The organism is Flavobacterium tegetincola DSM 22377 (assembly GCF_000425485.1).
Lineage (GTDB): Bacteria > Bacteroidota > Bacteroidia > Flavobacteriales > Flavobacteriaceae > Flavobacterium > Flavobacterium tegetincola.
Genome location: NZ_AUDN01000020.1, coordinates 95,938 through 108,861 on the forward strand (window position 1 = coordinate 95,938; position 12,924 = coordinate 108,861).

Consider the following 12,924-nt stretch of genomic DNA (forward strand, 5'->3'; position numbering starts at 1 on the left):
AGATTTTGCACAAAATATTTCTTATCGTTTGTTCTTTGCTATTCAAAAGTGATCTAGTACATTGTGAACTCCAAACAAGAGATTTTAGTTCAAATTTGTAACAGCTTTCTTATTTATTTTATCAAAAATCATTTTCCTCATTAGGTTTTTGCTCATCAAATCGTCCATTATTCATACGACCTTCATTCATAAAAGTCCAAGCTAAAATCCGACTCGTTTTCTGACCTTGTTTCATTTCAATGACTTTGATTTCCGTTGGTTCAATTTTATCTAGCACTTTCATCAAACTTTTCAAATGTTCGTTTTTTGAAACTAGAGTCGTAAACCACATCACTTGCTGTTGGTATTTGGCACTTTCAAAAATCATTTGCGTAATGAATTTTACTTCGCCACCATCACACCATAATTCTTCTGAAATTCCACCAAAGTTAGGTGTTTTATCAACCGCATCCTTTTGTAATCCTAGGTTATTTAATTTTCGAGTCGTTCCTTTTTTCGCTTCCAACGCTGACATATGAAAAGGAGGATTACACATTGTGAAATGAAATTTATCTTCCGGTTCGATGATGTCTTTGAAGATAAAACGAGAATTCAACTGTTGTTGCAACGCAATTTTTTCACCTAATTCAGGATTGTGTTGTAAAATTGTCGAACAGTTTTTTAAAGCTTTCAAATTTGTATCTGTCGCCACAAAACCCCAGTCGTAAAAACTAGCTCCAATCAATGGATAAATGCAGTTGGCACCCACTCCAATGTCCAAACCTTTGACATAACTTCCTGTTGGAATTTCTGCCTTATTTCCTTTAATTAAATCGGCGATGTAGTGAATATAATCCGCTCTTCCAGGAATAGGAGGACAAAGAAAACCTTCTGGAACATCCCATTTTTCGACTTTGTAATAATGCATCAAAAGTGATTTATTCAAACTTTTAACCGCTTTAGGATTGTCAAAATCGATGGTGAGTTGGTCTGTATTTTTTACTTTTTGAACAAACTGTTGTAATTTCGGATTGGTTTGCACTAAAAGTTCAAAGTCGTAACGTGAACGGTGACTGTTTCTAGGATGCAAATTATTTTTTTCTGTAGATTCCATTTAGTTGATTTATATTAGGTTGCAAATGACTGTTGTATGTTTGCTTATTCTTGTTTACTCTTTTCCACTTTCATATATAAGAAATTTAATTATCAACAGATATTGTAATTCTTTTTCGTTTGTACTTATTTCCATTTCAAAAACTTTTCCATTTACCCATTTCAATACTTTCGATGTCGCTATTTTTTCTGCTCCAAGATAATAATGAAAATTTGAGTTTGTGATATTTAATCCTATTCTTTTGCGATTAATTATTACACCATCTTCTGTGATTATTTTTGAATTATCTACTGATTTTAATTTTCCATTTAAATAGCTTGATTGATAAATTATCTGAAATTTGTCGTAAAAATATCCGTTATAATTTACCTCAAATATTTTTCTATTTTCGTTATCGAAAATCTCAGTAGTTTTTCTATTTCCCCATTTAAAAGTACATTTTGAATAGAACAATTTAAGTTCGTTTTCATAAAGGCAAAGATTTCGATTGGGAAATTCAAGAATTTTAAGGTTCATTTCTAATTAATTATTCTTCGGAATTTCTGTTGCTCGAATTGACACATAACTGATTAATTTTTGCGTATTGCAAAAGCATTATGGTTTTGGCATCGACAATTTCGCCTGAAGCAATCATGTTGTAAGCCGTTTCAAAAGGGAGTTCGATGACTTCAATATTTTCGTGTTCTGAAGCTAAACCGCCGCCTTTTCCTTTCCTCATTTCATCATCGTATTCGGCTACAAAGAAATGAATAATTTCTGTAACCGCACCCGGAGACATGTATGCTTGAAATATTTTTTTTACTGCATGTAATTCATAACCCGTTTCCTCTTCAGTTTCACGTTTGATGCATTCTTCTGGATGTTCAATTTCTAAAACACCTGCACAAGCTTCGATTAGAATACCACTTTCATTTTGGTTTAAATAGGTAGGAAGTCGGAATTGTTTTATTAAAACAACTGTCTCTTTTATTTTGTTGAAAAGTAAAATTGCAGCACCATCGCCACGGTCGTAGACTTCTCGTTTTTGCTCTTCAACTTCACCATCTTCTTTGGTGTAGTCTAGCGTTATTTTGGAAAGTTTTGCCCATTTATCAGACAATATTTCTGTCTTCTTGATAGTTATATTTGGGTTTTTCATAGAAATTTTAGTTTTTAATCGTGGCATTCCATTAATAGTAAATCGCCATCAGAATGTGTAATCGTAACCATTCCATCACTTAAAACCGAGTTACTACTTCCGGTTCGGTAACCAATAGTTAGGGTATCGTTTTCCAAAGGGTATTCTAAATTTTCGGATGAAATTCCTTCTACTAAACCAATTGGAATCAACGATAAAATCGTTTTTGAAGGATACCATTTTTGAAATTTTCTTGGCAATTGAAAAACTTTAGAATAATCATCAAGAATTACAATTTTCAAATCATTTTGGTAGCGAACAATATTAGTCACATTTGTAATGGTGTGGTCTGCTCTTCGTCCCGTTGCCCAAACTACGTTTACAGCAGGAATTTTTCGTTCAATTAAATAATCAAATGCTTTTTCTAAATCGGTTTTGTTTTGATTTGGCGTATGCACAATTTCAATTGGATATTGCGCATTTTTATATTTATCTGCATTGAAATTTCGGTCGAAATCTCCTAATAAAACATCGACTTTAATCCCTAATTCAACGACTCTTGTCATAGCAGAATCAAGAACAACCACAATCGGCGACCATTCTAGTAATTGTCCTAAAAGTTCTGGGCTGCAACTTTCGCCATTTGCAATAATTAAAGCAGGTTCTTGGTCGTCACGAACGATGTGATGGGATGACATTGATTGTAATTAGAATTAAGTTGTAAATATAAAAAAAGACGGCCTTTAAAAAGCCGTCTTTTTCAAAATCCTTTATATAATGTTATTTTAATTTTGCCAAAGCAGCATTAAAAGTAGCACTTGGTCGCATTGCTTTGTCTGTCAACTCATAATTTGGATTGTAATATCCTTTAATTTCTTGACGTGAACCTTGAGCAGCAATTAATTCCGCATTAATTTTATCTTCATTTTCGGATAATTCTTTCGCGATAGGAGAGAAGGTAGCTTTCAATTCAGCATCTTTATCTTGAGCTGCTAACCCTTGAGCCCAATATAGAGCAAGGTAAAAATGAGAACCACGATTATCAATTCCGCCAAGTCTTCTAGAGGGTGATTTATCATTTTCTAAAAATTGTTCCGTAGCAATGTCCAATGCTTCTGCAATTACAATTGCTTTTGCATTGTCGTTATTTTGACCTAAAAATTCAAGAGAAGCACCCAAGGCCAAGAATTCACCTAATGAATCCCAACGTAAATAGCCTTCTTCAATAAATTGTTCGATATGTTTTGGAGCAGAACCTCCAGCACCTGTTTCAAATAAACCTCCACCATTCATCAAAGGAACGATAGAAAGCATTTTAGCAGATGTTCCAACTTCTAAAATTGGAAACAAATCCGTTAAATAATCACGTAATACATTTCCAGTTACGGATATTGTATCAAGACCTTTTACGATTCTTTTCAAAGAGAAATTAGTCGCGTCAATTGGGTTCATGATTTGGATATCTAAACCAGTTAAATCATATTCTTTTAAATATAATTGTACTTTTTTAGTCAATTCACGGTCGTGAGCTCTATTTTCATCCAACCAGAAAATTGCTGGAGTATTAGAAAGTCGTGCACGATTAACAGCTAGCTTTACCCAGTCTTGAATTGGAGCATCTTTTACTTCACACATTCTGAAAATGTCTCCAGCTTCGACTTTTTGTTCGAATAAAACAGCATTATCTCCATCTAAAACTTGAACAGTTCCACTTGCAGCCGCTGTGAATGTTTTATCGTGGGAACCATATTCTTCCGCTTTTTGAGCCATTAAACCAACATTGGCAACACTTCCCATAGTTGTTGGGTCTAATGCACCATTTTCTCTACAAAAATCAATTGTAGCTTGGTATAATCCTGCATACGAACGGTCTGGAATAATCGCCAAAGTATCTTGTGATTTTCCTTCCGTATTGTACATTTTTCCTGAATTACGAATCATCGCTGGCATAGATGCATCAACGATCACATCAGAAGGAACGTGCAAATTGGTAATTCCCTTATCAGAATTTACCATAGCAACCTCAGGACCATTTTCAAAAGCACTATTTAAAGCAGCCTCTATTTCAGCTTGTTTTGGGTGACCTGCAATTTTAGTATATAAAGCAGCTAAACCGTTTTTGGCGTCTACTTTCAATTCTGCAAATTCAGCAGCGTATTTTTCAAAAACAGAAGCAAAAAACACTTCTACAATTGCACCAAAAATGATTGGGTCAGAAACCTTCATCATCGTAGCTTTTAAATGCACAGAAAACAAAATACCTTTAGCTTTAGCTTCTGTCATTTCTTTCGCAATGAACTTTTTTAATGTATTGATGTTTAATGCAGCACTATCGATAATTTGACCGGCAGTCAATGCACTATTTGCTTTTAAAACGGTAGTTGTTCCATCTTGAGCAACGAATTGAATGCTATAGCTTTTTTGATTTTCAATAGTGAGCGACTTTTCACTTCCGTAAAAGTCACCTTCTGGCATACTTGCTACATTTGTTTTAGATGCTGTAGACCAAGCACCCATAGAGTGTGGATGTTTCTTTGCGTAATTCTTAACTGCTTTTGGAGCACGTCTATCAGAATTTCCTTCGCGTAATACTGGGTTTACTGCAGATCCTAATACTTTAGCATAAGCTGCTTTTATTTTAGTTTCCTCGTCATTTGTTGGATTATCGGGATAATTAGGTACCGAAATTCCGTGTGATTGAAGTTCTGCAATTGCCTCTTTTAATTGAGGAATTGAAGCAGAAATATTAGGAAGTTTGATAATATTCGCTTCAGGAGTTGTGGCTAATTTTCCAAGTTCCGATAAAGCATCTTCTTGTTGTTGGCTTTTTTCAACGAAATCAGGAAAGTTGGAAATTATCCTTGACGCTAAAGAAATGTTTTTGGGTGTAATTGTAATTCCGGCAGGAGCTGTAAAAGCTTGAACTATTGGTAAAAACGAATGTGTTGCAAGCATTGGCGCTTCATCCGTAATGGTATAGAAAATAGTAGATTGTTTTGACATAAAGTAAAAATTATTTTTGTTTAATGCGACACAAATATACTAAAAAGTGCTTGAATTCGTATTGTATCTGATAGCGAAAACATTATAATTATTAATTTGGTAAAACAGCGCGGTAGAATTGTTGAATTGATAATTTTTGACACTATAAATTATCTAATTCTAAAATTAGACAATTAAATTACCTGTTTTTTAAACAAAAAAAAACTCCGATTTGCATCGGAGTTTTTAGTAATTGAAAGAAAATTAGAATCTTCTTTTATCTTTAATCTTGGCTTTTTTACCAGTAAGTTCTCTAAAGTAGAAAATTCTAGCTCTACGAACTGCACCTTTTTTGTTGATTTCAATTTTTTGCAAAGCTGGCAAATTCACTGGGAAGATACGCTCAACACCAACTGAACCTGACATTTTACGAATAGTAAAAGTTTCTGTAGCTCCAGAACCTCTTCTTTGAATTACAACACCTTTAAAAAACTGTGTTCTTGTTTTTTCACCCTCTCTAATTTCGTAGAAAACTGTGATAGTGTCTCCAGCTCCGAAAACGGGGAAATCTTTTTTTGTAGTAAATTCGTCTCTAACGAATTTCATTAAATCTGCCATGATAATTTTTAATTATGGTTGTAATCAGACCAACATACACGCCTTTCGCCAGAGGTTAATCCAATAAGGGTGCAAAAGTAGGTAAAAAAATCAATTAAAAATATTTAAGGCCTACTTTTTTTATAAGATAAATCAATTAACCTAAGGTAGTCTTTATAAAATTTCCCTCTTTGTCAAAAACGACAACTGTAAAACGATTGTTGATGTAAATTCCAAGTTCCACAGTGGAATTTGCTCCGCGGTCCACCATTCCCGCTTCGGTAATATTTTGATACGGATAATTTTCCATCATGTAAGTCAGCGCTTTCTCAGGAATTTCGCTATTTTCAATTGTAGCTGTAAACGCAATCATAGCGCCATCTTTATTGTAAATCGCAGCGGAATAACGGCGGTCAAAGATAAATCGAGCTTCATATACCAACTTATTATCATAGCGCCCTTGATATTGCGAAAACCAAACTGGATCTTTTTTAGGAAACCGAGACTCAAAATTTTCAGATATTAGTAGTGGAACATTACTTTCCGGTTTTTTAGGAACAATATCTTGCGCAAATAAATTGGCAAAAGAAAACAGACATAGTAAAGTTGAAATTGTAAGTAGTTTTTTCATAATTTTTTGTTTTTTCTTAAAGTTAAGAATTTTATCAAAGAATTAAAAATGAACAATCTAACTTTAGGAAAAAATTAAACTACTAATCCTCTAATAAATCAGGGCGTCTATTTTTAGTATGTTCGTAGGCTTTGTCCTCACGCCATTTATCGATTTTTGCAAAATGGCCGCTTGTCAACACTTCTGGAACCTTCCAACCTTTATAGTCGGCAGGTCGTGTATAAATAGGTCCTGAAAGTAAATTGTCTTGGAAACTATCGGTTAACGCCGAAGTTTCGTCACTTAAAACACCAGGAATCAATCGAATCAAAGCATCAGAAAGTACTAAGGCACCTAATTCACCACCGGACAAAACATAATCACCAATAGAGATCTCTTTGGTAATAAAATGATCGCGCACTCTTTGATCTACACCTTTATAATGTCCACATAGAATAATAATATTCTCATACATTGACATTGTGTTGGCCATTTTCTGATTCAACGTTTCGCCATCAGGACTCATATAAATGATTTCGTCGTAGGTACGTTCTTCTTTTAATTTTGAAATACAAGCGTCTATAGGTTGCACCGTCATCACCATTCCTGCTCCACCACCAAACGGATAATCGTCAACTGACTTTTGCTTGTTCGTAGTATAATCCCGCAAGTTATGAAAATGCACTTCTACTAATCCTTTATCAATGGCGCGTTTCATAATTGAAGCTTCAAACGGACTTCTTAATAATTCAGGTAAAATAGTGACAATATCGATTCGCATAATTTAATTTTCAAGATTGCAAAGGTACAAAGTTTAGCACAGTTTTGGCCATAAAAAAAGCGACTAGAATTAAAGTCGCTTTTCGTAGAAATGTGTTTTTATTATGGATTTGTAGACCATAAAGAAGCTGATTTTAACATCGCTCTTCTTGAAAGCTGCAAAGCACTCACAATTAATTCTGCAAAATCTTCCGGTTGTAATACTTTTTCAGTATCGCCATCGGTAATTCCCAGATCAAGTGACATTTGTGATGCAATAGTACTTGGCGTCAAAGTACACACACGGATGTTGTTTTTTCTAACTTCTTTCATCAATGATTCTGACAAACCAATTACTGCAAATTTTGAAGCCGAATAAGCCGACGTTCCTGCATTTCCATTAATTCCAGCTGTCGAAGAAACGTTAAAAATATCACCTTGATTGTTCTTGATTAAATGAGGTAAAACTTCGCGCGTTACATAATACATTCCCATCACATTGGTTTGGATCATTCCGTGCCAATCTTCTGGACTCATTTCTAAAAATGTTCCAAAAGCAGCAATTCCAGCGTTATTTACCAAAATATCTACCGTGCCAAAGTCTTTAATTATAGAATCAATTCCCGTTTTAACTTCAGCATGATTTCCTACATCAAAGCTTGCATAAGTGGCATTCACACCTAAAGCTTTCAATTCTGAAACTGTTTCCTGCAAGTTTTTTTCATTTCTACCTGTAATGGCAACGTCAATTCCTTCTTTGGCGAAAGCCAATGCTGTTGCTTTTCCTAGTCCAGATCCGCCGCCTGTAATAATTGCTTTTTTACCTTTTATATTTTCCATGTTCGTTTATTTTAAAAGACAAATTTAATATTTCGGATAAACATAGACGAGTGATTAACGAAAGATTATAGTTCAATTTTTTTAGAAGCTTATTCCAGCACTCCATTTCAAGTCCTCATCAGAAAAGCTATTTTTCCAAACTCAAAAAGGAGCTTCCTTTGGTCGCTCTTTTTGAGCAGGAAAAAATTAGCTTTTCTAATTCCGGGCTTTCCACTTCGATCTGGGCTAGGGGATTTGGGATTTCAGCAATTCTTTTTAATGAGGTTAAAATAATTTTTGTCACATTATAATTGCGGGAAAATTTACGATGTACGCTCGACTGACTCTAACTTTTCTTCGCTTGTAATTTTCTCATTTAAATGTAACTTTTAAGTAGGTTAAAAAATTTAAATATCTTCATTTGGAAATATATAGGTATACGAAGTAACAACTTTGTGCTCTTCGACTTTCAAATGTAAATCAACTGCTTGCTGATTTTTATCAAAAAGTAGAAAGATAGCGTCTCTTGATTTTAAATCATGTAATTTTTAAGCAGTCATTTCGACAGTCAAAAATGGTAGTATTAGAATTAAACAATAAGAGTTCAACGCAATTAATTTTTTTATTTATTCTAATCTATAAAAGTTATTAGTTGGAATTTTTTATGGTCTTACTTTAAAAAATTATTGCCTTGCTAAAAAAATTAAGTACTTTGTCGGAATGGCAAAAATGGTATCATTTATAAACACGAAATCGTTTTGTTTTCAATATTTAAGTGTTTCTTAATTTACGTAAATGGTTTAAGAAACTTTAAGAAACTTTTAAAAAATAGACCCTATTTGAATGAGTACTTTTGCAAAATGTATTTATCACAATCCAAAGTTTTATTCATGGCAGTTGCCACAGGAATTATTGTTGCTAATTTGTATTATTGTCAACCGTTAATCGTTCTAATCGCAAATGAATTTAACATCCCAGAAGCAGAAGCGGGAAGCATCACTTATTTAACGCAAGCAGGTTATGCCATCGGGTTATTCTTAATGGTGCCTCTTGGCGATAAAGTTGAGCGTAAAAAGCAAATTTTAGTTACCACATTTGCATCAGTTCTGGCTTTAATTCTTGCTGCACTTTCAAAAAGTTTCTTCATTCTCGAAATTGCATCCTTATTAATAGGAATAACTTCTATAGTTCCACAACTCATTTTACCGCTTGGCGCTTCGTTAAGTGCTCCTGAAAAAAGAGGAAAAGTGATCGGAACCATCATGAGTGGTTTACTCGTGGGTATTTTATTATCGCGAACCTTGAGTGGATTTGTTGGTGAAATCTGGGGCTGGCGTTCTATGTTTTGGATTGCAGCAGGCGTTTGCTTGGTCTTGTTTTTTGTAATCCGTAAACTATTTCCTGAAAATAAACCCACATTTGAGGGTTCATACGGTCAATTAATTCAATCGCTATTTACCTTAATACGAACACAACCCGTTTTGCGTGAAGCAACATTAATTAATGTGTTTAGTTTTGCACAGTTTGGCGCTTTTTGGACTACTATGGTTTTACTTTTGTCCGAAGCTCCTTTTAATTTCAACAGTGCCACGATTGGTTTATTCGGAATTGTAGGGGCTTCCGGAGCTTTAGCGGCACCATTAGTTGGGAAAATTGGTGATAAAGGAAGTTCCCGAATTGCAATTGGTTATGGTATTTTACTTATGTTTTTGAGCTTTATCGTGTTCTATTTCTCGTCAGAAAGCGTTGTTGGACTCGTGATCGGAATTATCTTAATTGATATTGGTATACAAGCCATTCACATTTCAAATCAAACGCGTGTCTATTCCATTTTACCCGAAGCGCGAAACAGGTTGAACACCGTTTTTATGTCGTTCAGTTTTTTTGGAACAGCTTTAGGTTCTGCTTTCGGACTGTTTTTATGGAAAATAGGAGCATGGGAAGCGGTTGGTTTAGGCGGAATGGTACTTGCTGCTTTGGCATTTGCTGTATATGCGTTTACCTATAAATCAAAACGAAAACAGCAACACGCACTTAACAATTCAGAAATTAATTTGTAAATTTGCCCTTTAATAAAAAAAATAAATACGATGGAAAACGGAATATATGCTAAATTCAACACGCCAAAAGGTTCAATTTTAGTAAAACTTACACACGATTTGACTCCAGGAACGGTAGGGAATTTCGTGGCTTTGGCTGAAGGAAATTTAGAAAATACAGCACGTCCACAAGGACAGCCTTTTTATAACGGATTGAAATTTCACCGTGTAATTCCAGATTTTATGATTCAAGGTGGTTGTCCTCAAGGGCAAGGAACTGGAAATCCTGGTTATAAATTTGACGATGAATTTCATCCTTCTTTGAAACACGATAGACCGGGAGTTTTAGCAATGGCTAATTCAGGACCAGGAACTAATGGTTCTCAATTTTACATCACGCACATTCCTACGGATTGGTTGGACAACAAGCATACTGTTTTTGGTCACGTTGTTGAAGGACAGGATACTGTAGATACTGTTGCTCAAGGCGATACTTTAGAGTCTGTTGAAATTGTGAGAGTAGGAGACGAAGCTCAAAAATGGAATGCTGTAGAAGCTTTTAGAACTTTTGAAGGTTCAAGAGCCAAACGCGAAGCTGCAGAACGTGAAGCTGGAGAAGCTGCAATGGAAGAAATTGCTGCAGGTTTTGAAAAAACAGCTAGCGGTTTGCGTTATAAAATGATTAACAAAGGAAGTGGTAAGAAAGCAGAAGTTGGTAAAACAGTTTCGGTACATTACTCAGGACAATTGCCTGATGGTAAGGTTTTTGATTCTTCTTACCCAAGAAAAAAACCAATTGAATTTCCTTTAGGAAAAGGGCATGTAATTGCAGGTTGGGACGAAGGTATTGCTCTTTTAAGTGTTGGAGATAAAGCTCGTTTTGCTATTCCATCGCACTTGGCTTACGGTTCTGCAGGAGCAGGTGGAGCAATTCCTCCAAACGCAAACTTAATTTTTGATGTTGAATTAATGGACGTAAAATAATTAAGAATTATGAGTTATGAATTTTGAGTGGTAAACGGTATTATCTAAGCTCAAAATTTTAAAACACAAATCCCATTGCAATTTTGCATTGGGATTTTTGTTTTTTGTAGATTTGTAGCACTTTCAAAAAAACTCAAAATGCGAATTCTCTATATCTTTTTATTTCTAGGATTTTTCTCTGCAACTGCACAACAACATTGTGGTTATGATTTTTCATCGTTCTTGGTGCTGCACATTCACGAAGATGGAAAGCCTGAGAATATTCCCAATCTAAAAGTGACTTTGATTGATTTCTTTGGAAATGAAATGGTTAATACGGGAAATAAATACAGCTGGACTCATCGTGATGAAGTGATGACCTTTTATGAAAACTATAAAATTGACAGTAAAGGGAATAAATTAACTGAAGATTCAACCGAAGAAAAAGTGCGTTGGTTTTTTCCTTTTTCGAAAGCTACTTATATCATTGCTACTACGAATGATTTTCCTATTGAAGGAATGCGTGCTAAAATAGAAGATGTTTCTGAAAAACCTGTTTATCAGACTCAAATTATCAATTTATTTGCTTTTAATATGTACGTTTTGTGTACGACTCAGGCAGAAAAAGCACAGCAATTTGGGGCTAGAGTGAATAAGCCGGTTAATGTGGTTTTGAAGAGGAGAGAGTAGGATTTCTTGCGATGATTTGCAGTATTTTTCTATTTACTTTTATATGAGTTGAAAACATTTCATTTAATAAAAAAAATGGTCTCGCAAAGGCGCTAAGTCCCAAAGGTTGTAATGCAAATTTTGCGTCTTTGCGACTTTGCTAGATTAGAAGTGATATGCTAGAAGAAGAAAAGTTTAAAGTATTATGCAAATTAGGTCTCAATTTAATGATTTAAGAAACTCACCTTTATTTCCATTTTATTCCACAGCCAATACTTGGTTTTTGTGGAGAAGCCAAATTCCTATTATAAATCAAGCTGTCAATCGCGTTTCTCAAGTCTGTTCCTCCGGTAGCTAAACCATTTCCAGGTCGGGAATCGTCTAATTGACCTCTGTAAATTAAGCGATTTTGAGCATCAAATAAAAAGAAATCGGGTGTACATGCAGCGTCAAAAGCTTTGGCTACTTCCTGCGTTTCATCATATAAATAAGGAAATTCCATTTTATTTCTAAAAGCAAATTCGGTCATTTCCAAAGGTCCATCTTGTGGATATTTAACAGCATCATTACTTGAAATTGCCATAATCCCAAGACCTTGAACACGGTAATCATTGGCAATCATTACAATTTCGTCGATGGCGTGAATCACAAACGGACAATGGTTGCACATAAAGATGACCAAGGTTCCTTTACTGCCTTTTAATTCGTCGAATGAATACTGGTAGTTTGAGTTTGTGTCTTCCAATTTAAATGAAGGAGCCACCGTTCCAAGAGGTAACATGCTAGAAGGAGTTTGAGCCATTGTGAAATTAATTTGAAGCTAAATGTACTAAAAAAATACGGTTCGAGTTGTATATTTGAAATACTTAACGAATTTGCATTATGGAAAAAAAGGATCTGATTAGTTGGCCTGATTTTGAAAAAATAGATTTACAAGTGGGAACTATTCTTGAAGTAAACGATTTTCCTACGGCTCGAAATCCCGCTTATCAATTGCATATTGATTTTGGCAGTGAAATTGGGGTTTTAAAAACTTCAGCACAAATTACCAAACGTTATTCAAAAGATGATTTACTGAATCGGCAGATTGTGGCCATTGTAAATTTCCCTAGAAAGCAAATTGGGAAGTTTATGAGTGAATGTTTGGTTTTAGGAGCGGTTGGAACAGAAGGAGATGTGGTTTTATTAAATCCGGACTTCAGAGTTAATAATGGAACTTCAATTGCATAAAAAAGTCTGAAAATCATATGATTTTCAGACTTAATGGTGGTTTTTT

At 34.6% G+C, this 12,924-nt stretch carries 14 protein-coding genes; 4 read left to right on the forward strand and 10 right to left on the reverse strand.

What is annotated here, in order from left to right:
* Positions 1–121 precede the first annotated feature (121 nt).
* The 9 genes from rlmF to H602_RS0104470 all read right to left on the reverse strand — a co-directional run bounded on the left by rlmF (position 122) and on the right by H602_RS0104470 (position 7,998).
* Complete coding sequence (gene rlmF / locus H602_RS0104430) at positions 122–1,093, reverse strand: 23S rRNA (adenine(1618)-N(6))-methyltransferase RlmF (RefSeq protein ID WP_026976927.1); 972 nt, start codon at positions 1,091–1,093, stop codon at positions 122–124.
* Positions 1,094–1,147: 54 nt separating this feature from the next.
* Positions 1,148–1,609, reverse strand: coding sequence for a hypothetical protein (locus H602_RS0104435; protein WP_026976928.1), 462 nt, complete (start codon positions 1,607–1,609; stop codon positions 1,148–1,150).
* Between the two features lie 10 nt (positions 1,610–1,619).
* Entirely contained in the window at positions 1,620–2,231 is a 612-nt protein-coding gene (nudK, locus tag H602_RS0104440) for a GDP-mannose pyrophosphatase NudK (RefSeq protein WP_026976929.1), read from the reverse strand.
* A 14-nt stretch (positions 2,232–2,245) separates the two neighbouring features.
* Complete coding sequence (locus tag H602_RS0104445; RefSeq protein WP_026976930.1) at positions 2,246–2,908, reverse strand: thiamine diphosphokinase; 663 nt, start codon at positions 2,906–2,908, stop codon at positions 2,246–2,248.
* Between the two features lie 82 nt (positions 2,909–2,990).
* Complete coding sequence (locus H602_RS0104450; protein ID WP_026976931.1) at positions 2,991–5,213, reverse strand: NADP-dependent isocitrate dehydrogenase; 2,223 nt, start codon at positions 5,211–5,213, stop codon at positions 2,991–2,993.
* A 243-nt stretch (positions 5,214–5,456) separates the two neighbouring features.
* Entirely contained in the window at positions 5,457–5,810 is a 354-nt protein-coding gene (gene rplS, locus H602_RS0104455) for a 50S ribosomal protein L19 (protein WP_026976932.1), read from the reverse strand.
* A gap of 136 nt (positions 5,811–5,946) precedes the next feature.
* Entirely contained in the window at positions 5,947–6,420 is a 474-nt protein-coding gene (locus H602_RS18185) for a hypothetical protein (protein ID WP_051224187.1), read from the reverse strand.
* An 82-nt stretch (positions 6,421–6,502) separates the two neighbouring features.
* Positions 6,503–7,180: a tRNA (guanosine(37)-N1)-methyltransferase TrmD gene (gene trmD / locus H602_RS0104465; RefSeq protein WP_026976933.1), complete on the reverse strand. Its 678-nt coding sequence runs from the start codon at positions 7,178–7,180 to the stop codon at positions 6,503–6,505.
* Between the two features lie 101 nt (positions 7,181–7,281).
* Complete coding sequence (locus tag H602_RS0104470) at positions 7,282–7,998, reverse strand: 3-ketoacyl-ACP reductase (RefSeq protein WP_026976934.1); 717 nt, start codon at positions 7,996–7,998, stop codon at positions 7,282–7,284.
* An 869-nt stretch (positions 7,999–8,867) separates the two neighbouring features.
* Here H602_RS0104470 and H602_RS0104480 point away from each other — a divergent pair.
* From H602_RS0104480 to H602_RS0104490, 3 genes are all read left to right on the forward strand, one after another.
* Positions 8,868–10,037: an MFS transporter gene (locus H602_RS0104480; RefSeq protein ID WP_245574910.1), complete on the forward strand. Its 1,170-nt coding sequence runs from the start codon at positions 8,868–8,870 to the stop codon at positions 10,035–10,037.
* 30 nt (positions 10,038–10,067) lie between these two features.
* The gene (locus H602_RS0104485; RefSeq protein ID WP_026976936.1) at positions 10,068–11,000 is read left to right on the forward strand and encodes a peptidylprolyl isomerase; all 933 of its coding nucleotides are present in this window, start codon (positions 10,068–10,070) and stop codon (positions 10,998–11,000) included.
* A 138-nt stretch (positions 11,001–11,138) separates the two neighbouring features.
* Positions 11,139–11,669, forward strand: a complete 531-nt coding sequence (locus H602_RS0104490; RefSeq protein ID WP_026976937.1) for a hypothetical protein — start codon at positions 11,139–11,141, stop codon at positions 11,667–11,669.
* Between the two features lie 226 nt (positions 11,670–11,895).
* On the opposite strand, the gene H602_RS0104495 is transcribed toward H602_RS0104490, so the two are convergent.
* Complete coding sequence (locus H602_RS0104495; protein WP_026976938.1) at positions 11,896–12,450, reverse strand: thioredoxin family protein; 555 nt, start codon at positions 12,448–12,450, stop codon at positions 11,896–11,898.
* An 80-nt stretch (positions 12,451–12,530) separates the two neighbouring features.
* On the opposite strand from H602_RS0104495, the gene H602_RS0104500 reads away from it, so the two are divergent.
* Positions 12,531–12,878: a tRNA-binding protein gene (locus tag H602_RS0104500; RefSeq protein ID WP_026976939.1), complete on the forward strand. Its 348-nt coding sequence runs from the start codon at positions 12,531–12,533 to the stop codon at positions 12,876–12,878.
* Positions 12,879–12,924 lie beyond the last annotated feature (46 nt).